The 25,267-nt window shown below is 56.6% G+C and carries 20 protein-coding genes; 6 read left to right on the top strand and 14 right to left on the bottom strand.

Annotated features, from left to right (window positions below; genetic code table 11):
* Window positions 1–128: 128 nt before the first annotated feature.
* Entirely contained in the window at window positions 129–1,544 is a 1,416-nt protein-coding gene (locus AB1L30_RS10000) for a sulfatase (RefSeq protein WP_367013275.1), read from the top strand.
* On the opposite strand, the gene AB1L30_RS09995 is transcribed toward AB1L30_RS10000, so the two are convergent.
* The gene (locus tag AB1L30_RS09995; RefSeq protein WP_367013274.1) at window positions 1,541–2,311 is read right to left on the bottom strand and encodes a GntR family transcriptional regulator; all 771 of its coding nucleotides are present in this window, start codon (window positions 2,309–2,311) and stop codon (window positions 1,541–1,543) included. The genes AB1L30_RS10000 and AB1L30_RS09995 overlap by 4 nt on opposite strands.
* A gap of 347 nt (window positions 2,312–2,658) precedes the next feature.
* Between AB1L30_RS09995 and AB1L30_RS09990 the strand changes: the two genes are divergently transcribed.
* From AB1L30_RS09990 to AB1L30_RS09975, 4 genes are read left to right on the top strand one after another with little or no spacing between them, the layout of a single operon-like run.
* Window positions 2,659–4,212, top strand: coding sequence for a sodium:solute symporter (locus AB1L30_RS09990; protein WP_367013273.1), 1,554 nt, complete (start codon window positions 2,659–2,661; stop codon window positions 4,210–4,212).
* Between the two features lie 20 nt (window positions 4,213–4,232).
* Complete coding sequence (locus AB1L30_RS09985) at window positions 4,233–5,156, top strand: dihydrodipicolinate synthase family protein (RefSeq protein WP_367013272.1); 924 nt, start codon at window positions 4,233–4,235, stop codon at window positions 5,154–5,156.
* Between the two features lie 6 nt (window positions 5,157–5,162).
* Window positions 5,163–6,794 (top strand): L-fucose/L-arabinose isomerase family protein, encoded by a 1,632-nt coding sequence (locus AB1L30_RS09980; RefSeq protein ID WP_367013271.1) that lies wholly within the window; start codon window positions 5,163–5,165, stop codon window positions 6,792–6,794.
* A gap of 1 nt (window position 6,795) precedes the next feature.
* The gene (locus AB1L30_RS09975) at window positions 6,796–8,457 is read left to right on the top strand and encodes an FGGY-family carbohydrate kinase (protein ID WP_367013269.1); all 1,662 of its coding nucleotides are present in this window, start codon (window positions 6,796–6,798) and stop codon (window positions 8,455–8,457) included.
* Here the strand turns inward: AB1L30_RS09975 and AB1L30_RS09970 are convergent.
* The 8 genes from AB1L30_RS09970 to katG all read right to left on the bottom strand — a co-directional run bounded on the left by AB1L30_RS09970 (window position 8,454) and on the right by katG (window position 17,643).
* The gene (locus AB1L30_RS09970) at window positions 8,454–9,335 is read right to left on the bottom strand and encodes an STM4011 family radical SAM protein (protein WP_367013268.1); all 882 of its coding nucleotides are present in this window, start codon (window positions 9,333–9,335) and stop codon (window positions 8,454–8,456) included. The two genes, AB1L30_RS09975 and AB1L30_RS09970, sit on opposite strands and share 4 nt — an antisense overlap.
* The gene (locus AB1L30_RS09965; RefSeq protein WP_367013267.1) at window positions 9,332–10,672 is read right to left on the bottom strand and encodes an STM4012 family radical SAM protein; all 1,341 of its coding nucleotides are present in this window, start codon (window positions 10,670–10,672) and stop codon (window positions 9,332–9,334) included. The genes AB1L30_RS09970 and AB1L30_RS09965 overlap by 4 nt, the downstream gene beginning before the upstream one ends.
* Window positions 10,669–11,472: an STM4013/SEN3800 family hydrolase gene (locus AB1L30_RS09960; RefSeq protein ID WP_367013266.1), complete on the bottom strand. Its 804-nt coding sequence runs from the start codon at window positions 11,470–11,472 to the stop codon at window positions 10,669–10,671. The genes AB1L30_RS09965 and AB1L30_RS09960 overlap by 4 nt, the downstream gene beginning before the upstream one ends.
* Entirely contained in the window at window positions 11,469–12,656 is a 1,188-nt protein-coding gene (locus AB1L30_RS09955; protein ID WP_367013265.1) for an STM4014 family protein, read from the bottom strand. The genes AB1L30_RS09960 and AB1L30_RS09955 overlap by 4 nt, the downstream gene beginning before the upstream one ends.
* The gene (locus AB1L30_RS09950) at window positions 12,643–13,563 is read right to left on the bottom strand and encodes an STM4015 family protein (protein WP_367013264.1); all 921 of its coding nucleotides are present in this window, start codon (window positions 13,561–13,563) and stop codon (window positions 12,643–12,645) included. The genes AB1L30_RS09955 and AB1L30_RS09950 overlap by 14 nt, the downstream gene beginning before the upstream one ends.
* Window positions 13,564–13,636: 73 nt before the next feature.
* On the bottom strand, window positions 13,637–14,629 hold the full coding sequence (locus tag AB1L30_RS09945; RefSeq protein WP_367013263.1) for a DUF6745 domain-containing protein: 993 nt from the start codon (window positions 14,627–14,629) through the stop codon (window positions 13,637–13,639).
* A gap of 21 nt (window positions 14,630–14,650) precedes the next feature.
* Window positions 14,651–14,992 (bottom strand): hypothetical protein, encoded by a 342-nt coding sequence (locus AB1L30_RS09940; protein ID WP_367013262.1) that lies wholly within the window; start codon window positions 14,990–14,992, stop codon window positions 14,651–14,653.
* A gap of 278 nt (window positions 14,993–15,270) precedes the next feature.
* Complete coding sequence (gene katG / locus AB1L30_RS09935; RefSeq protein WP_367013261.1) at window positions 15,271–17,643, bottom strand: catalase/peroxidase HPI; 2,373 nt, start codon at window positions 17,641–17,643, stop codon at window positions 15,271–15,273.
* Between the two features lie 1,035 nt (window positions 17,644–18,678).
* Between katG and AB1L30_RS09930 the strand changes: the two genes are divergently transcribed.
* Window positions 18,679–18,888 (top strand): hypothetical protein, encoded by a 210-nt coding sequence (locus AB1L30_RS09930; RefSeq protein ID WP_367013260.1) that lies wholly within the window; start codon window positions 18,679–18,681, stop codon window positions 18,886–18,888.
* Between the two features lie 3 nt (window positions 18,889–18,891).
* Here the strand turns inward: AB1L30_RS09930 and AB1L30_RS09925 are convergent, their stop codons facing one another.
* From AB1L30_RS09925 to AB1L30_RS09905, 5 genes are read right to left on the bottom strand one after another with little or no spacing between them, the layout of a single operon-like run.
* Window positions 18,892–20,898, bottom strand: coding sequence for a sugar transferase (locus AB1L30_RS09925; protein ID WP_367013259.1), 2,007 nt, complete (start codon window positions 20,896–20,898; stop codon window positions 18,892–18,894).
* Window positions 20,899–20,936: 38 nt separating this feature from the next.
* Window positions 20,937–22,127: a DegT/DnrJ/EryC1/StrS family aminotransferase gene (locus AB1L30_RS09920; protein WP_367013258.1), complete on the bottom strand. Its 1,191-nt coding sequence runs from the start codon at window positions 22,125–22,127 to the stop codon at window positions 20,937–20,939.
* A 45-nt stretch (window positions 22,128–22,172) separates the two neighbouring features.
* Window positions 22,173–23,135, bottom strand: a complete 963-nt coding sequence (locus AB1L30_RS09915; protein WP_367013257.1) for an NAD(P)-dependent oxidoreductase — start codon at window positions 23,133–23,135, stop codon at window positions 22,173–22,175.
* A 33-nt stretch (window positions 23,136–23,168) separates the two neighbouring features.
* Window positions 23,169–23,906, bottom strand: a complete 738-nt coding sequence (locus AB1L30_RS09910) for a sugar phosphate nucleotidyltransferase (RefSeq protein WP_367013256.1) — start codon at window positions 23,904–23,906, stop codon at window positions 23,169–23,171.
* Complete coding sequence (locus AB1L30_RS09905) at window positions 23,894–25,267, bottom strand: glycosyltransferase family 4 protein (RefSeq protein WP_367013255.1); 1,374 nt, start codon at window positions 25,265–25,267, stop codon at window positions 23,894–23,896. The genes AB1L30_RS09910 and AB1L30_RS09905 overlap by 13 nt, the downstream gene beginning before the upstream one ends.

The raw sequence follows: 25,267 nt of genomic DNA, 5'->3' as shown, positions 1-25,267 counted from the left end.
ATGCAAATTTTTTTCTAACGGCGGAAAGAATGTTCGCCGTGGAATGGAAAATCAGGCAGACTTATCACGTCCGTGTGCCGCAACCTCAGGGCCTTTGGCGTCGACCGAAATCGTTGGGAGCAAACATCATGAAGCAAGTCACAGCCTGGATCGTCTGGTGTCTGATGGCAGGCACTGCCCTGGCCGAGTCCCCGAATATTGTGTTCATCCTGGTCGACGACCTGGGGTGGTCCGATCTGGCGTGCTACGGTCATCCATGGCATCGGACCCCAAACATCGATCATATCGCGAAGCAGGGAGTCCGGTTCACCGACGCCTACGCTTCGGCCCCGATCTGTTCCGCGTCCAGGGCCAGTATTCTGACCGGCAAGACGACCGCGCGGCTTGGTTTCGAGTTCGTGACGAAGAACACGCCTGGCTATCAAAAGATCGATGGGCCGACGCTGCTGAAACCTCCGCCTTACACGATGAACCTTCCGCTGGAAGAAGAGACCATCGCCGAGCTGCTCTCGACAGAAGGTTACGAAACAGCCTTCTTTGGCAAGTGGCATTTGAATCAACACTATCGGCGCTACCTCGGCTGGAGTCCAACGCATGGTCCGCAGCAGCAAGGTTTCCAGGTCGCCGAGGAAGACTTCGGGGCGCATCCGTACGTTTGGAAAAAGACGCCGCCACCCAGCATCGATCAGGAAGGGGAGTTCCCTGACGACTCGATGGTCGATCGCGTCTGTAAATACATTCGCCGTGATCATGATCGCCCGTTCTTTGTCATGGCGTCGTCGTTCTATGTCCATACGCCAGTTTGGAATCAAACGGCATGGTTACTTGATTACTACGACGCGACCATCCCGACGGGCGAAGCGAACCGCGCCAAGCGAATTGAGTACGCTGCATTCCTGGAAACGTTGGACCATCACGTCGGGCAAATCATGAAGGCGGTTGATGAAAGCGATCAGGCCGACAACACGCTCGTCGTGTTCTTTTCCGACAATGGCGGCCATCCCGAGTACACAACGAATGCTCCCCTCCGAGGATCGAAATGGAATCTCTATGAAGGCGGCATCCGCATCCCGATGTTAGCTCGCTGGCCAGGCAAGATTACACCAGGGATTACCAGTCGCCAGCCGGTGGTTGGATATGACCTACTGTCAGGATTTCTTTCGGTCGCAGGCAACACGAACATAGCGACCGATGGAGCAGCTATCGCCTGGGACTCGCTCGAAAGTGAATCGTCCGCTGACCGGGATTTACTATGGCATTTCCCCTATTATCACCCGGAAGCAGGCTACGCGAATGCTCTGCCGTCCATCGGTGTTGGAGACTTCGAGGTCAGTCAGGCGCGGCCTCAGTCGGCCCTGCGAAGTGGCCGTTACAAGCTGTTATGGTTTGCGGAAGACGACCGCTGCGAGCTGTATGACCTGCAGACAGATCTCGGCGAACAGCATGACCTGAGTCACGATCAGCCAGAGAAAACGGCGACGTTTGAAGCGCGACTGAAGGAGATGCTTCAGAAGCAGCATGCCCGGATGGCGACGCCTCGTTAAAGTTCGTTCGCTTCGATGCGGTTGATCTCTTCCAGCAAGTCTTGTGGAAGCGCGAGCGGAATAGCGTTGCGTGCTTCTCCCATCGCCTGGCGACGATCGAACGACTCGAGTGCCAGACGTCGGCTCTCGCGAATGTGCTCTTTCATCCAGTGTCGCGCCGCTTCGCCATCGGCCTTCTGAAGTGCTCGTAAGATTCGGCGATGAAAGCGATAGACGCTGGCGACAATCTTCAGGTTATGGGGCTCACGTTTGGCGGTGAAGATTCGCGACAGGACGCGAAGGTCAGACACGATCTTGATCATGCGACGATTGCCACTCGCCCGCAGAATGATCATGTGAAAGCCCATGTCCGCAGCCAGGAAGCTTTGAAGCTGCTTGGGCGAAAAGGTCTTCTCGCCACTCGCTTTCAATTCGCGAGCGATCTCCATCAGCTTCTGACAGAGCAGCAGCAAGATCTGCTTGTCTTCGTTGGAAAGATACTCGGCGACCGACTCGGCTGCGTGGCTTTCTAGTGCTTCGCGAACTTCGTACAGCTCGGCCATCTCGGAGCGGTCGAGCGAATGAACGATCGTCCCGAACCGGGGAACCTGCCGCACGAGCCCTTCCACTTCCAACTGGCGAATAGCTTCTCGAATCGGCATCCGGCTCATGCCAATCTCTTTGGCCATCGCCAATTCCGAGATTTGCGAACCGCCGGGAAGATCGCCGGAGAGGATCCGTTCCTGGATGTAGTTATAGGCTTGCTGTCGCCGCGGAATCTTTTCCATGGAATTCCAGTTTGGAAGCGCGCTTGATGGGCCGGTACGTGGCTGGGATGCAGGAACTTGCAGATTGAACCCTACTCCATTCCCCTGGTTTCTTCCAGGGCAGGACGTTTTCAGCAGCCTTCATGGGGCGATCCGATTTCCGGTCGTTGCTAGACGAAACGGTAGCTGCCGTAGTCTGAGTTCTCTTATGGAACGGCCGTTATAGACGGGCCCAGTTTGAAGAAGAAAGGAGGGAAGGACTTGCAAGTCGTTTGGTGGCCAGCCATACTGCTGGGATACCAGTGGTATTCCAGGTGCCCCTTCTCACCTGGTCATGCCGATTCTCCCGCCCCCAGGAGACTTGCCTCGTGCATCAATTCGCGACCGCCGATATCACCGTGCTTATCATTTACTTGATTGGTGTGGTTGGCCTGGGCATGTGGTTTTATCGCAAGAGCCGCAGTCCCGAAGGTTACATGGCGGCCAGCCGATCGATGTCGGGCTGGGTCGTGGGGCTTTCGATCTTCGGAACCTACGTCAGTAGTATCAGCTTTCTCGCCCTGCCAGGCAAAGCGTTTTCGTCGAATTGGAATGCACTGGCGTTCAGTCTTTCGCTACCGCTGGCGGCGTGGGTCGCGACACGGTGGTTCGTTCCTTACTACCGGCAAGGCGACGCGATCTCGGCCTATCAACACCTAGAAAATCGTTTCGGTGTCTGGGCTCGGAGCTACGCGGCGATCTGTTATCTACTAACCCAGGCCGTCCGGATGGGATCGGTCATGTACTTGTTGGCATTGCCGCTGCATCAGTTGTTGGGCTGGGACATTCCGATGCTGATCATGGTGACGGGCGGTCTGACGACGCTTTACACGTTGGTTGGTGGTATTGAAGGGGTGATCTGGACCGATGCCTTGCAAAGTGTGGTTCTGGCGATTGGGGCCATTGCGTGTGCGATCCTTCTACCGCTGAGCATGCCTGACGGACCGCAGCAGATGATCGACATCGCGATGGCAAACAAAAAATTCAGTCTTGGCTCGTTTGGGCCCAGCCTCGTCCAGCCGACCTTTTGGGTGATCCTGATTTACGGGTTGTTCATTAACCTGCAGAACTTCGGGATCGATCAAAGCTACGTCCAACGTTACATCGCTGCCAAGTCCGACAGCGAAGCCCGCAAGTCGGTTTGGTTTGGTGCGCTGATCTATGTGCCGATCACGATTGTCTTCCTGTGGATCGGAACGGCGCTGTTCGCGTATTACTCGGTTCAGCCAGAACTGCTTCCTGAAACGCTTCGCAATCCAGAACCAGGCGGCAGCGTTGTCGCGGAAGGCAAGGGGGACGACGTATTTCCGTTCTTCATCATCGATGGATTGCCGACCGGGATTTCAGGGCTGTTGGTGGCCGCGATCTTTGCCGCTGCGATGAGCACCCTTTCGACCAGCTTGAACGGGGCCGCAACCTTGACCCTGACCGACTTCTATCAACGATTCATTCGGCCGAAAGCGTCGTCGCGTGAATCGATGATCGTCCTCTATGTCAGCACGATGATCTGGGGCCTGATTGGTACCCGCGTCGCGATTGCGATGATCGAGGTTAAAAGCATTCTCGATGTCTGGTGGAAGATGGCTAGCATTTTCAGCGGTGGCATGCTGGGGCTCTTCCTGCTGGGCATGTTGTCGCGGAGAGCAGGCAATATCGCAGCGGTCATTGGTGTGGTCCTGGGCGTACTGATGATCTTGTGGATGACGCTGACGCAGATGGATTTCTGGCCAGAAGCATGGAGCATGTTTGCCAGTCCATTCAACAACAACCTGGTGACGGTCTTCGGGACGCTCACCATTCTTCTGGCAGGCTGGCTGCTCGCGCAGATCGGTCCGAGCGATCGAATCAAAACCAATGAACAACAATCGCCCAGCGGCGAATAAAACCTTTTTGAGGTAATACGGTGAGTACGAATTCGGAATCATTTCACGGCATTATTCCACCTCTGGTGACACCACTAACTGGTCGTGATCAGTTGGATCAAGCTGGACTGGAACGCCTGGTCGAGCATGTGATCGAGGGTGGTGTTCATGGTATTTTTATTCTGGGAAGCACCGGCGAAGCACCCAGTCTCAGCTACCGCCTGCGACGCGAGCTGATCGATCAAGTGTGCCGATTGGTCTCTGACCGAGTGCCGGTTCTCGTCGGGATCACTGACACCGCATTCGTCGAGTCGGTGAACCTCGCCAAGCATGCAGCTGATGCGGGGGCGACCGCTGCCGTGCTGACCACGCCTTACTACTTCCCGGCGGGGCAAACTGAACTGACAAGCTACGTTCGCAATATTGTGCCGGAACTTCCGTTGCCGCTGATGTTGTACAACATGCCTCAGCTCACCAAGGTGTGGTTCGAGATCGAAACGCTGCAGAAATTGGCCGACATGGAAGGGATCGTTGGCCTGAAAGATAGCAGTGGCGACCTCGCCTACTTCGAGCAAGCGGTTGGCCTGAAATCGCTGCGGCCTGATTGGTCGGTGATGATTGGCCCCGAAGCCCAGTTGCCACGTGCTGTCGAACTCGGTGGCGACGGGGCGGTGGCCGGCGGGGCCAATGCGTTGCCGCGATTGTTTGTCGATTGCTATGAAGCCTTGCGATCGGGCGATCAGGTCAAGATGCAAGAGCTGCATCAACGCATCGTCCAGTTCCAGCAGGTCTATGAAGTGGGCAAGTATGCGTCGAAGTACATCAAGGCAACCAAGTGTTGTTTGTCCTTGATGGGAATTTGCGATGACTTCATGGCCGATCCGTTTCATAATTTCCTTGCCCCACAGCGACGTCAGGTCGCCGAGATTCTCAACCAACTCGATGTCCCCGTTTCGCAAAGTTGAAATTTGATGCCCCGCGAACACTCCCCTGTGCAACTGGTCGCTAGTGGCGACTCTCGCTTGTCGGCGAACCAAATGTGTTGGCCTGCTCAGGCTGCCCTGGAATCCGCGTTAACGGCTGCCGTCGAAAAGCTCAGCTATACGATTCATCGTGCCCACGAAGTAACCGACGAAGGCCACGGCTTTATCGACAGCCAGAAACGTGGCATCGAAATCTTTCGTTCGATCCCGAAGGATGCGCCACTGATCGTGGCGGAAGCGGTCTGGCAATATTCGCATCACGTGCTCGCCGGACTGTTGAGCCATCAAGGGCCAATCCTTACCGTGGCGAACTGGTCGGGGCAATGGCCAGGCCTGGTGGGAATGTTGAATCTAAATGGTTCGCTCACCAAAGCAGGCAAGCCTTACAGCACGCTGTGGAGCGAAGACTTCACCGACGACTACTTCCTCGACAAGCTGAAAACCTGGCTCGAAAGCGGCATCTGCGAGCATGCGGCGGACCATGTCACCCCACTGAATGCTAAGAGCATTCCTGCCTCGGCCGCAAACCTTGGGCAGCGGCTGGCCGACGAACTACTTCAGCAGAAAGCCATCATGGGAGTCTTCGATGAAGGCTGCATGGGAATGTTCAACGCGATCATTCCAGATCATCTGCTGCATCCGCTGGGCGTGTTTAAAGAACGCCTCAGTCAGTCGGCTCTCGTTGCAGAAATGCGAACCGTCACCGATGCCGAAGCCGCCGCGGTTCTGGCCTGGTATCAGCAGCAGGGCATGCAGTTCCATTTGGGGACCGACGAAGCGACCGAGCTGACCGAGGCCCAGATTCTGGATCAGTGCCGAATGTATATCGCCGCCGTGCGACTGGCCGACCATTTCGGCTGCGAGACGATCGGTATTCAGTATCAGCAGGGGCTCAAAGAAATGACTCCGGCCAGCGACCTGGTGGAAGGAACGCTTAACAGTACGAGCCGCCCACCGGTGAGGGATCGCAGTGGAGCACGCGAACTCTTTCCTGGGCGAAGCGTTCCTCACTTCAACGAAGTGGACGAGTGTGCTGGGCTCGATGCGATTTTGATTCAGCGGATTCACCGGGCCTTGAATCAGCCTGTCGAGACAACTCTGCACGACTTGCGTTGGGGCTGCTTCGATCAGTCCGGCACCACGGTCGAATACGTCTGGGTGTTCGAGATCTCAGGCTCTGCTCCGGCCGAGCATCTTGGCGGTTGGAACGCATGCCATGGTTATCGTCAGCCACCGATGTACTTCCCCAAGGGTGGTTCGACGTTGGCTGGGGTTTCCAAGCCAGGCGAAATCGTTTGGTCGCGAATTTACGTGGCCGACAACGCCCTGCATATCGACCTTGGACGTGGCAAAGCGATCGAACTTCCGGAGGCCGAAACGCAGCGTCGGCTGGACAGCACAACACCGGTTTGGCCGATCATGCATGGTGTTACGTACGGGGTGACACGCGATCAAATGATGGCTAAGCATCAGGCAAACCATGTTCAGGTCGTGTATGCTGAAAACGCCGCAGCGGCCGACGAGGCACTTTGGACACGGGCGTCGATGGCGAATGCCTTGGGGCTGAAGGTGAATTTGTGCGGCACCAAGAAGGATGGATCGAGCTGGGAAGGCAACTAGGATGAGCGACAGTTATTTCATTGGCGTTGATGTCGGAACCGGAAGTGCCCGAGCAGGCGTGTTTGATGGCAACGGCAAACGGCTTGGCTCCGCGGTCCATCCTATCAAGCTCTTTCGCCCGAAGCCGAACTTCGTGCAGCACTCGGCGCACGATATCTGGCAAGCAGTTTGTCTCGCGGTTCGCCAGGCGGTTTCGGAATCTGGTATCGATGCCAAGCAAGTTCGCGGCATCGGTTTCGATGCGACCTGCTCGTTGGTCGTCACCGACGACGAGGGGCATCCGGTCTCAGTCAGTCCCAATGGCGAAGAAGAACAAAACGTCATCGTCTGGATGGATCACCGTGCTGCCGAGCAAGCTCACCGAATCAATGGCGGACAGTACGAAGTCTTGAAGTACGTCGGCGACGCGATCTCGCCAGAGATGCAGGTTCCCAAGCTGTTGTGGTTGAAAGAGAACATGCCGGAGACCTGGTCGAAGGCCGGCAAGTTCTTCGATCTGCCCGATTACCTGACCTACCGCGCGACCGGTGATGAGACGCGTTCGTTGTGCTCGACCGTTTGCAAATGGACCTACCTCGGGCACGAAGGGAGCGGTGACGAAATCGGCCGCTGGGATCGTTCGTTCTTCGATGCTGTCGGTCTAGACGATCTGGCCAAGGAAGAGTTTCGCCGCATCGGCCAGCGTGTGCGTCCCATGGGCGAGGCGATCGGTCAAGGAATCTCGCCACAAGCGGCGACCGATCTGCGACTGCCGGAAGGCACTGCCGTCGGTGTGTCGATCATCGACGCTCATGCTGGTGGTATCGGGATGATCGGAGCCAACCTCGAAGGCCGGGCCTTGGATGCCAACGAACTAAATCGTCGCCTCGCGCTGATTGGTGGGACGTCGAGCTGCCACATGGCGACCTCATCCGAGGCTCGTTTCATCGGCGGGATTTGGGGGCCGTATTATTCGGCCATGATCCCTGGGATGTGGCTCACGGAAGGTGGTCAATCGGCGACGGGCGTGCTGATCGACTTCATCATCGAGAACCATGGTGCTAGTCTGCAACTGAAAGAGGCAGCCAAGGCGAGTGGCAAAAGCGTTTACGAAGTGCTCAACGATCGTCTCGATTCGCTGGCGTCGGACCGCCGCGTTCCGGCTTCGCTGACGAAAGACCTTCATGTCTGTCCCTATTTTCATGGCAACCGTTCGCCGTTGGCCGATCCGACGCTGCATGGCATGGTCAGCGGATTGACCCTTTCGGCAACGCTCGATGATTTAGCTCGGCTTTATCTGGCTACGATCCAAGCAATCGCTTACGGTACCCGCCACATCATTGAAGTGATGAACGAGAAGGGCTACCAGATCGATACGATCCTAGCCTGCGGTGGTGGAACGAAGAACCCCGTCTTCCTGCGTGAGCATGCTGATATTACTGGTTGCCGCGTCGTGCTTCCCGCCGAGCCAGAATCAGTCTTGCTGGGAAGTGCGATGCTGGGGGCGTTGGCTTCGGGCGAGAAGGCCGACTTGATGGAAGCCATGTCGACGATGAGCGGGGCCGACCGCATCTTGGAACCGACGACTGGTCCGACGGCTGTTTATCATCAGGCCAAGTATCAGGTCTTCCGCAAGCTGTATGATGATCAGATGGCGTATCGCGAGATCATGACGCGGCACTAAGTTGAACGTGCCTTTCGCGAAGGAGACCAATCGGCAGGGATGCGTTCCGCGAGTCCCTCTTGGTACAGCGGATAAAGCTGTAGCCGCTTCAGGTGCACGTAACCGATATGGCAACCGCAGTTCGTGTTCGGGCAGCGTCTCGCATGCAGGCAATTCTCCCAGTCGGCATCCTCGATCGAGCCGATGACGTCGCCGACAAAGTGACAGCGGCGAATATCTCCCTCGCCATCCACCGTGAAACTAGTTTCGCCTGCGAAACAGGCCTCACCGAAGCTTTCGTGCCGCGTGTTGTTCGTCACGAAGTGAGGATCGACGGCGATAAGACGCTCGACATCGGCCGGGCTATAGTAGTTGGCCTCGCGTTTGTACGCATTGATCCAGACGTAAACTTCCCGTGGGATCGCCTCCCGAAGTTGCTCGATCAAATCGAAGTGCTCTTTCAGGCCAACGCAGCCAACACTAATTCGCGTGCCGCTTTGCAGCACTTTCAAGACCTGATTGCCAAACCGTTCGATCGAAGTTTCCGTTGGATGGAAGGTGGACCACAAGCCAATCCGCTCGGGCTGGCAATCCTCGAGCCAGGCAAGCCGTGAGGCAAGATTCGTTTGAATCGCAACGCGTCGCACGTGAGGCATCCAGCTTAGACGCGTGATTGCCTGCTGGTACCAGGTTCGCACGAGTGCTTCACCCCATGGGGTGAACAAGATGCTGAGGGAACGATCTTGCAGTTCGATCCAACTAACAAACCGTTCCAATGACTGGCGGTCGCCTTCTAGCTGGGCATAGGTTTCGTCTCGCTTGGCGAATGGGCAGTAGGTGCAGCCGTAGTTGCAACTGCTGAGCGGACCACGATACAAGATGTGGTAGTCGGGCATCATCGGGCAGAGAACTCCCGCAGGCGAGCCCGGCTGGTCTCGGAGTAGAGTGCTGGTCCGATCGCATCGGAAAGGCTCACCCCTTTTTCGGTCAAACGCAGAGTACCATCCGCTTCTTCGATCAGGCCTGTCTCGGTCATTCCGGCAAGTTCCGGAATGGTATCTTCTGGTTGCGAATGGAAAGTTCGTGCGAAGCTGGAACGCGACAGGCCGGTGTAGTGAAGCAGCGACTGGATGATGAACCGTCGACGTCGTTCTTCGTCGTTCAGCACGATTCCCCAGTCGGCATAACCAAAGGTCTCTTCGCTGCGCTGGGTCCATTCTTCCAGAATCGACTGCACGCCTGAGGAGTTCACCGCGAAGCGGCTCGAGTAATGCAACCGCGATGTGTAGGAACGAGCCCCAGCCCCCAGGCCCAGCATACCGTCGCTCTGGCAGCAATACGCGGGGCCGGTATCGACCTGGGAAAGATCACGCGTGAAGCACCGCATCGAAAGCTGTCGATATCCGGCCGCTTTCAGCTTATCGCGGCCTGCTCGATAGAGATCGATGGGCTGTAGAACCGAAGACTCCAAAGTGCGGGCACGTCTGCCGAGGCCCGTTTGTGGCCGCACATACAACGGGTAAAGAAAGATCTCTTCCGGTTCGTACTGCAGGGCCGCTTCCAGCGAATGATTCCAAGTTTCCAGCGTTTGATTGGGCTGCCCATAAATCAAGTCAATGTTCAGGATCGGAAAACCAAACGCTTTGATCCTGGCCAGTGCCTCGCGGACTTCGGTCGCTTTCTGCGGGCGACCAATCCCGTGGGCTTCTTCTTCCAGGAACGATTGCACGCCGATGCTCACCCGCTGAATGCCCCGTTCATGCAGCAGCTTGAGGTGCTCTTGGGTGGCTGTCTTGGGAGACGTTTCGATCGACGTCGGAACGTTCGCCGGATCGAAATCGAAGGACTGCGAAACAAGATCAAACAGTCGCTCGAGTTGGGCAACGCTCAGCACCGTGGGCGTTCCACCCCCTAAGGCGAATCGCGTGACGGTTCGCTTTCCCGAGGTGGCTTCACTGAGACGACGCGTCTGACGTTCGATGCTGTCGAGGTAGGTGTCGATCGCCGCGGAGTCGCTGCCAGCCTTTGCGAACAGATTGCAGAATCCACAACGCATTTCACAAAACGGCAAGTGCGTGTAGAGAAACAAGCTCTGGCGATTCTCGCGTTGCCAGACCTCGTCGAGCGACACCGGTGGATCGAGCGGGCCATACGCCGACTTGTGCGGGTACGAGTACGAGTAGGCGACATAGGGAGCGGCCAGCGGGTCGGATCCGAGGATCGGTAATTGGTTCATGATTGGTGCTCCCAGGTCACTTCGGCATACGGGACATTCCACACGACCGGATGTGAAATTCGATGCCCCCAGTAACCTTCTTCGCCGTACGCGGTACCGTGATCGGAACAAACGATTCCCCAACCATTGCCTCGTGCTCGTAAGGTATCCAGGAGAGGCGGCAGTTGGCTGTCGACATACTGCAGGGCAGCCATTTGCGTGGCGCAGTTGTCTTCGTAGTGCCCAGGCAGGTAATGACAGTTAGGCTGGTGAAGTGCCGATATGTTGATGAACAAAAATGCTCGTTGTTCATGCGGTAATCGGGCCAGAGCATCGCAGGCCACGCGGACCTGGTTTCGTGTGGAGTCGCGATCGGTCACGCCTAGCTCCACCGACCAGTGGCTTTCGTGAAACATGCCTGGCAGAACACAGCCAAGCGGCGTTTGCTTGTTGAAGAAGCCCACACCACCGATGCAGATCGTGTGATAGCCTCGATTGGCCAAACCTGAAATGAGGTTCTCTCCTTCGAGTACGCAGGTGTCGGGACCGGTCGTTTCACTGCCTGCGAAGCGAAGTGCGAAGGGGCGGAAGTGTTTGCCGGGCATGGCTGGCGTGGGGAAAAAGCCAGTGAAGAAGGCGCTGTGGGCGGCGAATGTGAAGTTGCCAGGCGTATGTCGCAACTGCCAGCCGGTACTGGGCAGCAGGCGAGAAAGATTCGGCAGGAGGCCATCTTGCCAGGCGGCCTGGGCGACATCGTAACGCAATGTATCCAAGGTGATGAGCATCAGGTCCGCTTGCCCGACGATCTGGTTCATGTTCATGCGACGGCGACTCCCGTTTCCGAGTGGTCACGATATCGCGATTGAATCCACGCTTCGGTAGCCGCGATCTCCGCGGCGTAAGGATCCTGTCCTTCCGAAAGGACATTCAACAGCAAGTCGCCAAACGCATTGACCTCTAGAACGCTTAACTGGCCGCTCGGCGTTATCAGCAAATCGAGCCCGAACGAAAGCGTCTGTGGGAAACAGTTGGCGACCTTGGTTGAGATCGATTCGACTTGCGACCAAAGGTTCATGCGATCCGGTACGTCCAGTTGATCGAGGCTGAAACGTTGGCCACCGAGATTCAAGTTCGTGAACGGACTCCGCCCGACGCGGGCAATCGCGTGGCGTGGGCGTCCTGCGATAACGACGACCCGCAGATCGAACGGCTTGCCCTGGTGCTTTGCTTTCGCAAGCCAATGTTCGAGATGGATCTGCTCCGGGGCAAGTTGTTCGATGACATAGGCCAGGGATCGTTCGTCCCGAAGGACCTGAATCGGAACGCTCAAGTCGGCAAGCTCCGGCGCTGCCATCGCCAGAGTTTGCGACGATATGAAGGCTCGGACACGCCCGCGTGACCAATGCAGCGCGATGCATCCAACGCCACCAGAACCGTGTGCCATCTTCACCATATAGCGGCCATCGCTACCAGTAAGATCTCGCAGGTGGTCCCATGACGTGATACGACCCAACAGCTTTGGTACGGCGATGCCTGCCTCTGCCATCAGCTTCTGGCAACGCCACTTGTCGTACATGCAGGCAATATCGCTGGGCACTTGGACTGGCAGACAGTCAGAAGCAGCGCAGGCCTGATCGAGTTCCAGCAGCAATCGCTGAAAGCCGAGGTAAAGTTGCCGCGGTTTGAACTCAATCGAGGCTGCGGAAGTGTGCCGCTCGATTTGCTGCGGGCTCGCCGCCTGATAGCCTTCGGCCATGGCTCGATCGTAACCATAGGCCAGCAGCATTCGCCGCGTAGAATAGCTTTCGGCGGCGGACTCAATCCGCAGCAGCGTTCCCGAGGCAAGACTTTCGGCCAGGCTGGAGCTCCCGCCGAGGATCGACGCATAGTCGATCAAATGAGCCGTAGGCTGGTCTTGCTGGTTGAGGGCCGCCTGGAATCGGGCAACCCGGCGACAGTCGGGGTTGCCCAAAATGTGCCAAGGACGCGGCTCATTCCGAGACATAAATGTTCCGCCATTCGTCATCGGCTTCCTGGGGATCGTTGGCAACGACCTCGAATGGCAATGCCGCTTTCAGTTCCTCGAGAACTTCCGGCGCGATGTAGTGATGCGAAAGATCGAGCTTCTTCAGGTTGCCTGCCGAAGCCAACGCCAGCAGCGGTCGGGCACCCACGTCCGAGAGCGATCCGAGCGATAGATCGAGAACTCGCAGTTGGCTGATCAAAGGTGCATTGGGAAGAACCGGTGCAATTTCGTCGATCGCGTCCGAATTGCGAAGCCCAAGGTAGCTTAGCTTCGGAAAGAGTTTGCCGGTGAGGATTGGCTGCAAATCTTCGACACCACCATCCCATCCATATTCACCGGTTCCGAGCCAAAGCTCCAGGTGTTCGAGATTAGGAAAGCTGCAGCGTGAAATATCTCGCAGCACCGAGCGGGGCATGCCGCCCGTTTCGATGATCAGCGATTTCAGGTTCTCGTGCGTGGTCTGCGAAATCGAAAGACTGTTGCCGCCTCGGGCCTGAAGCAGTTCCAGGCCTGGGTAGGCGGCCAGAAGTGGCGCGAGATCACTTTGCTCGATCCACGACATTTCGTTTTCTTCGTACGTGATGTCCCCAACAAAGATCGCCTTGAGTGCCGGAAGTTTCGGAGCGAGCGCGACCAGATGCTGAATCACGGTCGAACTGTCGTTGCTGCTGTCGTCTCCCATCCAGGCACCGACGATTATGGCCGTCAGCTTGTCGGAGTCAGCCTGACTGCTCAGCAGTTCATAGCGTTTGCCCATCTCGTCGGTCGCGGTGTCGTAGTCGACACTGACGCGATACGCTTTGCTCGGACCTTTCCAGTCATCTTGTTTCTCGAAATCGACGACCGGCAGGCCAAAGAACTCGACGTAATTCTGGTCAATTGTCATGGAGTGATTCCTGGTTTCACATGAAAAGGGGCGAGCAGGTCAGCAATATATCGCAAGAGAAATCGAATCGCGACTACGTCTCGATTTCGGGATTGTAGTCGTCGGGATTGTCGTAGCCAGCCATCCACGCGGCGGCCTGGCGGCACGATTGCATGTTGGGTGGCACCCGCAGAAAGTAGTCGCGGCCGGTCGATGGGCAACGGCACGAAAGTGTCACTAGCGGCTCGTCTTCCTGAAGCGGAACTCGCAGTAGCTTGCGATCGCCACCGGCGTCTTGATCTTCGTCGAGGACTTCGGCGTTCGCCTCGGACATGAACCGGGACTGGCCGTAACGATCGATCAGCACTCGGCGACGTTCCGCGTTGTCTTCTTTCAAGATGTCCTGAATCTGAATCGACCCAGGGTCAAGCCACAACTCGTGACTGATTCGCACACCTTGCCAGCGAATCTCGACGTTCTTGAGCGACTCGGGAATCGACTTTACATTCGCCAGGCCGCTTTGAGCGATGTCGATCCAGCCGGTGATTTTTAGATTGTCCGGAAGCGATTCGAGGTTCGAGCAATCACGAACATTCAGTGAAGCCAAAGGACCAAGATACGCAGGCAAGGTTTGCAAGGCGGTGCAGCCGCGAATGTTCAAGTTGCCTGCCCAGATGTTGGCATGCTTCGGCCAGCCTTGGAAGGCCCAACATCCCGACATGTCGAGGAACCAGACATCGAGGTCCTCTGGCAATCGAGTCAATGAATTGCAACCCTGCAGAAATAGCGATCCGGTCGAAAGTCCTGCGGGCAGCGAATGGAGTTCGCGGCAGTTGGAAAGGCGGATCGCCATTTCGACCTGGATATCGTCCGGCAGCGATTCGATGGCGGTCCCTTCCAGCAGCAGTTCGTAAAGTTTCAGGCCTGCTGGAAGCTGGATCGTCCCTTCGCACCTGGTCAGGTCGAGAACCTCGCACTGAAAGCCAGGCGGGATCTGTTCCCACTGACGGCCTTCAAGCTGCACGATGCCATCGGCGTTGGGACGAAATAGATTGGTGGAAGACGGGGGCGTCGTAGACTGGTTCATCGAATCCGTTCCTGGGAAACCTTAGTCGCGTACGATACGGATCTCTTGCGGTGAGTATTCGCGTTGTTGCCAGACGAGATAGCAACCGCGCGAAAGGGTGATCGGGCCATGCTCTTCGTGGACCAGCGTGGCCTGGTCTTCGGTAACTTCCAGGAAGCGTTGTCCGCGAAGTTCGTATAGCTTGGCAGCTTTTGGCTCGGCAATTCGGTGCGAGTGCCCCGTGATTTCGCCTTCGGCCAAGGTGAGATGAAGTCGCTTCTTGGCATCTTCCGGGATGGCAGCCACACGGCGTACCAGGACGTCGCCATGACGATAGAGCGGCATCTTTTCCGACTTGCTTTGCGACATAAGACGTTCCTTCATGCTGGGCATGCCTGGGAAGCGGCACGCGCTTCTTGGTCTTGCGAGAGATTCAACATAGCAGACCGATGTACACTTCGCTTCCATTTCCTGGGAAATATATAGCGATAAGATTACGAGTTGTATTCGAGTGAAAATTCGGCGATTTTCATGAAACATGATTGCTGTCAGAACATGGTGCCATTTTTGATAGCAAAGGTTCGATTCGAAACAAAAAACGGAGCCTGCCCTGAGGAAGGACAGACTCCGCACTGCTTGCGCAGTCGTTGTTGATCGGTTGACTACAGCTCAAATCGATCGAGGTTCATCACCTTGTCCCAAGCGGCAACGAAGTCGTTAACGAACTTGGTTTTGCCATCTTCGCTGGCGTAGACTTCCGCGACGGCTCGCAGTTCCGAGTTCGATCCGAAGATCAAATCGACGCGGGTACCGGTCCACTTCACGGCTCCGGTCTCACGATCGGTTCCTTCGAAGATCTGAGGATTATCCTCGCTCGCCTTCCAGGTCGTGCCCATGTCGAGCAGGTTCACGAAGTAGTCGTTGGTCAGCGTGCCAGGACGATCGGTGAAGACGCCATGGTTCGACTCGTCGACGTTGGCATTCAAGGCTCGCATGCCACCCACCAAGGCGGTCATTTCCGGTGCGGTCAGCGTGAGCAGGTTTGCGCGGTCAACCAACATCTTCTCGGCCGGACGATAGTTGCCTTCGCCCAAGTAGTTGCGGAAACCATCGGCCGTTGGTTCCAGCGTTTCAATGTTTTCGACGTCGGTCATTTCCTGCGTCGCATCGGTTCGACCTGGAGTGAACGGAACTTCGATATCGTGCCCCGCTTTCTTCGCGGCATCTTCCACCGCGGCACAGCCACCCAGGACGATCATGTCGGCCATCGAAATCTGCTTGCTACCAGTCTGCGCCTTGTTGAAGTCTTGCTGGATCTTTTCCAGGGTCGACAACACTTTGGCCAACTGCTGTGGCTGGTTGACTTCCCAGTCTTTCATCGGAGCCAAGCGAATGCGAGCACCGTTGGCACCGCCGCGGTTGTCAGAACCACGGAACGTGCTGGCTGAAGCCCAGGCAGTCGAAACCAATTCAGCGGTGGTCAAATCGGACGCCAGGATCTCTTGCTTCAGTGTTGCGATTTCTTCGGCCGTAACCAAATCGTGTTCCACCGCTGGGATAGGATCTTGCCAGATCAAAGCTTCCGGCACATGCGAGCCCAGCAATCGCGAATGAGGTCCCATGTCGCGGTGGGTCAACTTGTACCAGGCCTTGGCGAAGGCTTTCTCGAATTCTTCTGGATGCTCATGGAAACGCTTCGAGATCTTACCGTATGCCGGATCCATCTTCAAAGCGAGGTCGGTTGTGAACATCATCGGAGCGTGCGATTTGTTCGGATCGTGGGCATCGGGAACGGTCCCCTCCCCTGCTCCGTCTTTGGGCTTCCACTGATGGGCACCGGCTGGGCTCTTGGTCAGTTCCCATTCGTAGCCATACAGGTTTTCAAAATAGCTGTGCGACCACTGGGCTGGCGTTGACGTCCAAGCACCTTCCAAACCACTGGTGATCGTGCTGTCGGCATTGCCTTTGCCCAACTTGTTCTTCCAGCCAAGGCCCTGCTCTTCGATGCTCGCGCCTTCTGGTTCGGGACCGACATATTCACTGGGTGGTGCGGCACCGTGAGCCTTGCCGAAGGTGTGACCACCAGCGATCAAAGCGACGGTTTCTTCATCGTTCATGGCCATGCGACCGAACGTCGTGCGGATGGCCTGGGCGGCGGCCAGTGGATCTGGCTTGCCCTTGGGGCCTTCAGGATTGACGTAGATCAAACCCATTTGAGTGGCTGCCAAAGGATTTTCGAGGTCGCCATGCCCGTGATAACGTTGACCGCCGAGCCATTCGCCTTCCGGACCCCAGTAGATATCGTTTTGAGGTTCCCAGACATCTTCACGACCACCAGCAAAACCGTAGGTCTCGAAGCCCATCGATTCCAATGCACAGTTGCCGGTCAAAACCATCAGGTCAGCCCACGAGATCTTCTGGCCATACTTCTGCTTGATCGGCCACAGCAGGCGACGTGCCTTGTCGAGGTTGGCATTGTCTGGCCAGCTGTTGAGCGGAGCGAATCGCTGAGCACCATCCGAGGCACCACCACGACCATCGGTCACGCGATAGGTACCAGCGCTATGCCAGGCCATACGAATGAAGAGCGGGCCATAGTGACCGTAGTCGGCAGGCCACCAGTCTTGCGACGTGGTCATCAAGTGCTTGATGTCCTTCTTCACTTCGTCGATATCGAGCGAGTTGAACTCGGCAGCGTAGTCGAAGTCTGGCCCCAGTGGATTGCTCTTGTTGGTGTTCTGGCGAAGGATGCTCAGGTCGAGCTTGTTCGGCCACCAATCTTGCACTTTGTTTTCTGGATCTTGATCCATGTACGCTTCAGGGCTCTTCCTTGCTTCCCCTGCGGCAGCATCGGCAGCCGTCATGAAAGCGTTCAGAGCTCCGGTGATGGGGCACTTGCTAACGCCGCCGGTTGGTTGAGGATGTCCGGCAGGGGCCTGGGATGGTGTCGCAGGATGCTGCGCAAACACCGACGACGCGAAGCAGAGCACCGCCATGCTCGCGATCGTTCGCGGAAATTGAAGTGTGTGAGTCATGATCGTCTCCGATGATTGAGGTGGTGGTCTGACGAAGGGGGGCCGGTCATTGGTTGCTGCGAGTTAATTTTGGGGTATAGCGATCAATACATCCAATGCATTTTCGTTATCCTATCTATGCACAAGACGCATAAATGGGATTGCATTGGTTAACGCACTCGTAGCGACCAATTGTCGAGTACGCCGATCGAAGATCCGAGAATTGGGTGGTGATCAAACCTCGTCTCGCTAGGGAGCAGAGCGATACGTGAAGAGTAATGATCCCCGATGAACTGGGTGGATGTTGGGATTAGGGGAAAATGCGTGCCTTAGGTCTCAGTCACTCTTCGGCCCAAATTGTGTCTCTGCGCAGCAAAAGACGCGGCTGCCGAAACGGTCGCGCGTAACGATGGTCGTTAGCTGATCAGGCGGATTTATTTTCCGGTGATACAAAAATCGATGGTGTTGTTTCTGCCACCTAAACTTCGCCAATCGTGCTGCTGCACCATCGTGCCCTTCGGCTAGGTCATATCGATTGAGCTACGACCATATGCTATCCAAGTGAAGGCAACAGAACGTGAATCGAAGCGTCATTATCGCTTCGCGATATCTGATCGAATTGGCCTCAATGCGTTTGAGGTTTGTGCAATCTGTAGAAATCTGAGCACAGCCAGTTCTACGGCTGCATCGACATCACCACCGTAGGAAGACCGATGGTTGGTTTTCGAGCGACGCCCGCCCAGAACGTTGGAAAATCGGTGGGCAAGAATCGCCCCCAAGATGTTTCGCTGAAGTTGGCGATATGAAAACGAAACAGGAGATGAAAGCCGAACCGATCACCCATTGCCCGCCATGCCAGGTCGCAATCGGCGACCGATCACGCGGGTAGCGCAAATTCTGCTCTTGGTGCGGATGATGACGTACGATTTCCTAGAAGAACCCCGAACGATTTGTTGCTCCCACGGTAGAGGGGTGATAGATTTGGGTCGCTAAGTATCTTCGCAGGGCCAACCCCACTCATCCCATGGCACCGCAAGGATTAGGAAGTATCAGTCGATGATGGCTATTCCTCACCAAGAAGCGCGACGCGTATTTTTCGAGCGGATCTCCCGTGTCGACACGCCTGAAGAACGCGAGGCGGTCATTGCCGCGGCGATGGCAGAAGGAATCGATCTGGCCGTTTTAGAAGAATGGCTCGATTGGCTCGATAATCTTCCGCGAACCGATTCCGCCCGAGCGGACGGAATCGATCACACGAAAAAATAATTGCTAATCGGCAATCGTTTCGACCGGAGAGGATTCGAACGCTGCTTCGGTTAATGCAGGGTCTACGGTCGCAATGGGCATCGGCGGCAAAAGATCACCGTCGATATAAAGCTTGAATGCTCCACGAACGCCCGGCCCTCGCAGGCCAACGACTCGCAATCCGGTCAAAGCCAGAATGCCGAAGTCCATCCAGAAACTTGCTCGCTGGATGTAGGCTCGATCGAGCAGTAGCTTCCGCCAGACGCTTTCGTTATCGGAATCGGGCGGCAGGTTGATCTGAGCCAGGCCCGTAATCCCAGGCAAGACTTCCAAGCGATCGAGATAGTGCGGAATCGACTTCTCGAGAATCGCCACGAACTCTGGTCGCTCTGGCCGGGGACCAATCAGCGACATGTCACCATTGGCGACATTCCAAAGCTGCGGCAGTTCGTCCAGATGCGATGCTCGCAGGAACTTCCCTAATCGTGTGACCCGTGGGTCACCGGACTGAGCCCATACCGGACCGCTCTTGCTTTCGGCATCGCTTCGCATGCTGCGGAGTTTGTACAAGGTGAAGATTCTTCCCCCCTTGCCAACCCGCTTCTGGCTATACAAACCAGGACCAGGCGACGAGAGCTTCACAATCGCGATCAACGCACCCAACAGCGGAAGGCAGCAGACCAGGGCAATGCCTGCGGCAAGCCTTTCCAGTGGTTCCTTCCAATAGAGATAACGAGGAGCGATCGGTTTGCCCGGACTCACTTCTGGCGAGTCAATTCGAATCACCCGTTTGTCGATCTCTCGACCAGGCTCAGGCGAAGGCGTGCCGTTCGTCTTCTTGGCGGAATCGTTCCCTTGCCCAAGTTCATCGTAAAGTTCCAGATACTGGTTCATCATCCGTTCTTCGCCATAGTGATCAATTGCGATCTGCTGGCCCGTTTGTGCCAGGTCGAAACGCTGTTCTGGAGAGTCGATCAGGTCTGCAATGGCATCTGCCAGCGCAGTCGAATCTTTGGGTGGCACCAATCGCACGGCATCACCCTTGGCACAGACCTCGCGGTTGCTGCCGATCTCGGTCGAGATGACTGGCTTGCCAACCATCATCGCTTCGAGCAACGCAAGCGAGAGTCCTTCCCACAAACTTGGAAGGACCACGACATCGCAAGCGGCCAACAGGTCGCCGACATCGTCGCGGAATCCAAGGAAGCGGAACTTGTCAGCAACACCGAGCGACTCGGCCTGCTGCTCAAGCTCTTCCTTCAGCGGGCCATCGCCAGCAAGCAGAAACAGGTAAGGCAGCGAGGCTCTCCCTTCCAGCTTCTGGGCGGCTTCGACCAGATATTTCAGCCCTTTTTGCGGAGCCAGCCGACCAGGAGCGAGCATCAGGACCGTATCCTGACAAACGCCCAGTTCTTCACGAACTTCTTCCGGAGTTCGTTTGGCCTCGGCACACTTTGTGGAAACGCCATTCGGGATGGCGACCACCTGATGCGACTGGCCGATTTTCAGCTCGCGAGCCCAATCGCGATGGTATTCACTAACGGTGACGATACGATGGCACCAGCGTGCCGCCATACGTTCCGCATTGGAATAAATCCAAAGCTTGGGTGGACTCGACTCTTCGTGAAACGCAAAGCCATGGACAGTATGGAGCACGAAAGGAACGCCTGCTTTCCAGGCGGCCCAGCGACCCACGATACCTCCCTTGGACGTATGCGTATGAACAATATCGTAACCGGCCGTCTTCAAGTACCTCGCCAGCTTGCGAGCTCCACTGAGATCCTTCAAAGGACGGATCTCGCGCCAGATCACATCCAGGTCAACGACCCCGATGCCTGCGGCTTTTAAAGTGGCTTGAAGTTTCGGATCGGTTGTCAGGACATCGACATGGTAGCCATGACGCTGGCAGAATGCTGCCAGCCGCGACACGAAGATAGAGGCTCCGCCGAAGCCAGAACCACCAACAACGTGAAGAATACGCAGGGGACGAACGTTTTCCGCGTCGTTCGTCTCGCGGGTCAGAGCTGCCATCTGACGTCCATTGTAGTTTGTCGGGGGAAACGCGACGCTCATGAATGGTTAACCTGCGAAGGTGTTAAGGCCCCCAGTTCTTCACAAATGACATCGCAAATGGCATCGACCATCTCGACCGTCATCCGGGCATGCAGCGGCAACGTGACTTCACGGTTGGCGGCATCGCATGTTTGCGGAAGCGGAGGAGTTTCAGGACATGCCTTTTGATAATGTGTGAACAAATGGACTGGAGGATAGTGGAAAGTTGTTTGCACACCGCGCTGGCCTAGGCGGCTGCGAAACTCGGCTCGAATTTCGGAGTCTTCGAGCAGAATCGGGAAAACGTGGTGAGAGCTATCGTCGAGTCGATCGGCGAAAGGAATCGTGATGCCTGGCAGCCCTGCCAAACGTTCGCGATACCGGGCAACGCACTGGCGTCGTCGTCGATTTCCTGCGGGTAGCTTCTCGAGTTGAATAAGCCCGAGCGCGGCGGTTAATTCCGTCGCCCGGTAGTTAAAGCCGACATCGATCAAGTCGTAGTCGGTTGCACGCCCGGCAGCCTTGTCCCAACTGCTTTTGGTCATGCCATGCGAACGAGCCAATCGAACTCGTTCCGCAATTTCAGGATCGTCGGTCACTACCATCCCGCCTTCGCCTGTTACCAGGTTCTTGTTGGCGAAGAAGCTAAAGCAACCGACGGTTCCTGCCGTGCCAGCCATCTTTTGCGATAGCGGGCTGGCAGGATTGTCGTTGTAACGAGCACCCACCGCGTGACACGCATCTTCCACAATCACCAGGTTGTGCTCGCTGGCGAGTTGCAAGATGGCGTCCATATCGGCAGGGAATCCAGCCATGTGCACGACCACCGCGGCTTTGGTACGCGGCGTAATCTTCGCGGCCATATCGACCGGATCGATATTCAAGTCGTGCGGACCCACAATGTCGACGAAGACTGGCTTCGCCCCGACGTAGAGCACGGCATTCACCGAGGCGACGAACGTGAAGCTGGGAACCAGAACTTCATCGCCAGGACCGATGCCACTGGCAAGTAGTGCCAGGTGCAGCGCCGCCGTACCATTCGAGACGGCCAAAGCTCGTTTCGAACCTACGAACTCCGCGAAACGGTTCTCGAACTGTTCGATCTTCGGTCCTTGCGAGAGCCATTGGCTCTTGATGACCTCGACGACGGCGTCCAGTTCCTGCTGATCGTAGTCCAACTCGGAGATGCGAAATTGTGGTGTTGTCATGATGCTAAATCGGTGGAGGGTGCAAATCTCAAAAGGATCTGTCGACTAGTTGAAGTGGCGTGCGTCCTTCGGATCGGACCAGCGATTCTCTCGCAGGCACGCATGCACTTCGGTCACGCCATCGCGGACCGACCACTGCGGGACGAAGCCGAGACGCGACTTGGCTTTCGTGAAGTCAACGCGGTAGCTTCGTGGATCGGTACCGGCTGGGATCGTCTCGATCTCGGTGCCATCCACTTCCTGCTGAACCATTTCGCCCAGTTGCATCTTCTGGACGTTGTTCTCGTCGCCACCGATGTTGAACACTTCGCCTGAGACCGTTTCTGGTTCGCTGTCGAGCACCATCTGAATCGCACGGGCGATGTCTTGCGTGTGCACGAATGGACGCCAGAACTGGCCACCGTAGATCACCACTTTCTGCTCGCGATACGCGGCCAGCGTGAAGTCGCTGACCAATAGGTCGAAACGCATCCGTGGCGAGATACCAAAAGCAGTGCTCAAACGCAGTACGGTCGGATGGAAGGTCTCGCTGGCCGATGCGAGGATTTGCTTTTCCGCTTCGACCTTCGAGCGACTGTAGACCGACAACGGATTCAGCGGCGAGGTTTCGGTCGCAGGGGCATTCGGATCCGAGATGCCATAGTTGCTACAGGTGCTGGTGAAGACAAATTTCTTCACGCCATGCCTCTTGGCCGACTCCAGCACCTTCATCGCGCCGTGATAGTTGATGTCTTCGGCGTTCTTCTCGTCGCGGTTGCATGCCGGTTCGCCGACAATGGCTGCCAGAAGGCAAACCGCGTCATGGCCGGGGATCGTGCTATCGAGCAAGTCTTGATCGCGCAGATCGCCTTCAATCAGGGTGAAGCGTTCTTTGCCGAACAAGGATTCGAGCGATTGCGAGCCGAACATCAGTGAATCGAGCACGGTCAGCTCGTGGCCTTGTTCGTAAAGATGCGTGGTAAGGACTGAGCCGACATAGCCGGCACCGCCAATGACCAGGATTTTCATGGATAGGGTTCCTAGGTGTAGGTTGCGTCGGTGTTAGTTCTTCGGAGTACCGTTGGCCAGTTGGGGCTCTGGCAGGAACAAGTCGCGGTGTTCTTCGAACACGGCGCTCGCGCTGGCGTAATCTTCGACTCGACCGATGTCGAGCCACATCGCATCCGACATATAAACCTTCACCTTGCGGCCCAGTTCGATGAACTTCAGCACCAGCGTCGGCAGGTCGTAATATTCGCCGGCAGGCACGATATCGAGTGCCTTGCGATTGAAAGCGTAAACCCCCATCGAAACGTCGTAAGGAAGACGTGGCTTTTCGCGATAGCCGGTCACTTCAAGACGTTCGTCGAACTCGACGATCCCGAGATCGATCTTGGTCGAGCAGCGATGGCAGGCAATCGTCAGATCGCATTCGTTCTGCAAGTGGTACTCGTACAGCTCGCGATAATCGAGCGTCGTCAGCACGTCACCATTCATCACCAGGAAGTTCTCCGGCAGGTCTTCCATCAATGCCAATGGACCGACGGTGCCAAGAGGTTCTTTCTCGCCGGAGTACTTCAGGTCGACTCCAATCTGCTCGCCTTTGCCGAAGTAGGCCATGATCAGTTCCGCCAGGTGACCGACGGCAAGGGTTGCCGTTTCGCAGCCAGCGATTTTGAGCTGCCGGAGCACGATCTCGAGGATCGGCATCTCTCCGACCGGGACGAGCGGCTTAGGGAAGTTAATCGTGTAAGGAGCCAGGCGTCGGCCGCGACCACCTGCCATAATTACGGTGTGCATGATTTAGCACCTTGCCATGTTGAAGTTGCGGCGGATTGTCCACTTTCCGCAACTGGAGAAACTGTGTCATTCGCTGGCATCGACACTCCGTTCGTGGCAAGCGAATGTGTAACCATCCTGCTACTGGTTGGCGGTCGTCCATCCGCTGCAGTAACAGGATTCCGCGCACTCGATCCATCAAGCCATTGTTGGGTGGCCTGACGAACCGCGTTGTAGTATTGATCGCGCCGCTCTCGCAGCACGTGATCGGCATATTGTTGAGCCATCGACAAATTTCGCTGTGACATCGCGTTTAGCTGCGAACGGTCGCTGGCCAATTCGCAGATGCGACGAGCGAGGGCCTCGGCATCGTTGGGGGCAAACAAGTTCTCTTTGGCAAGCAGTTCTGGAATGCCACCCACGGTGGTGCCGACGCAAGGAAGTGCTCGAGCCATCGCTTCGATCATCGCGCGAGGCAATCCTTCCTGGCGGGATGCCAAAACGAACAGATTTGCTTTGTTCAACTCGGCCCGAACGGGCGGCCCGCTGGTTAGTGAACCTGCGAAATGAATCACGTCGGCACAGTTCAATCGCCGGGCTTGTTCTTCCAGTTCACCACGATGCTTACCATCGCCCACGATGGTCAGGGCAACGTCGGCACCTTGCCGGCGAGCCATCGCCACGGCATCGATCAGCGTGTCGACCCCTTTGTACATCTGGGCCAACGCACCCACGGTGATCAGCTTCAACGGTCCTTGTTGCTGATCGAATTCCCGAGGCGATTCGACGAACGACTCTGGCGGCAACTCGACACTGGAGTAATGCGTTTGAAAGCTTGCGTTGGTCGCTGGGTAGCGTCTCTGCAATGCATGCTGCGTGACATACGATGCCGCGACCGCATTACGGCACTGCCGCTTCGTCTCTGCCGAAAGGCTGCGACGGAAGTACCATCGCAGTGGATGATGAAACGCACCCGGTGCGAACACATCCCAGGGATCGCTGACCACCTCGACCCCGTACGGCTTGTTCTCGCGACGCATACGGCGTTCTACGAGAGCGGCGATCGGCGAGTGGACTCGCAGGATGACTGCGTGTTCGGTTCCGGCTGCTTCGGCAGCGGCTCGACGAACGGCCTTAGCTTTCTTCAGGTACTGCCAAGGGCCTTGGTAATATGGAAGCGAGTGAAACGAAACCTTCGGACCGTCGACTCGATTCCAATGAGGAAGGGCTTCCGCGACGGGCTGGGCGCGAGCCACGATCCGCACGCCATCAAACACATTCAGGTACCGCTGCCAGAACGCATTCGGGAACTGCGTTTCGGTCCAAGTGGCACCATCAGGCGTGCGGAAGAATCGATGTTCAAGGGTGACGACAACGTCCAT

Source organism: Bremerella sp. JC817, assembly GCF_040718835.1.
Lineage (GTDB): Bacteria > Planctomycetota > Planctomycetia > Pirellulales > Pirellulaceae > Bremerella.
Note: the sequence above shows the minus strand (reverse complement) of the source record. Positions and strands in the feature narration are given on the sequence as shown.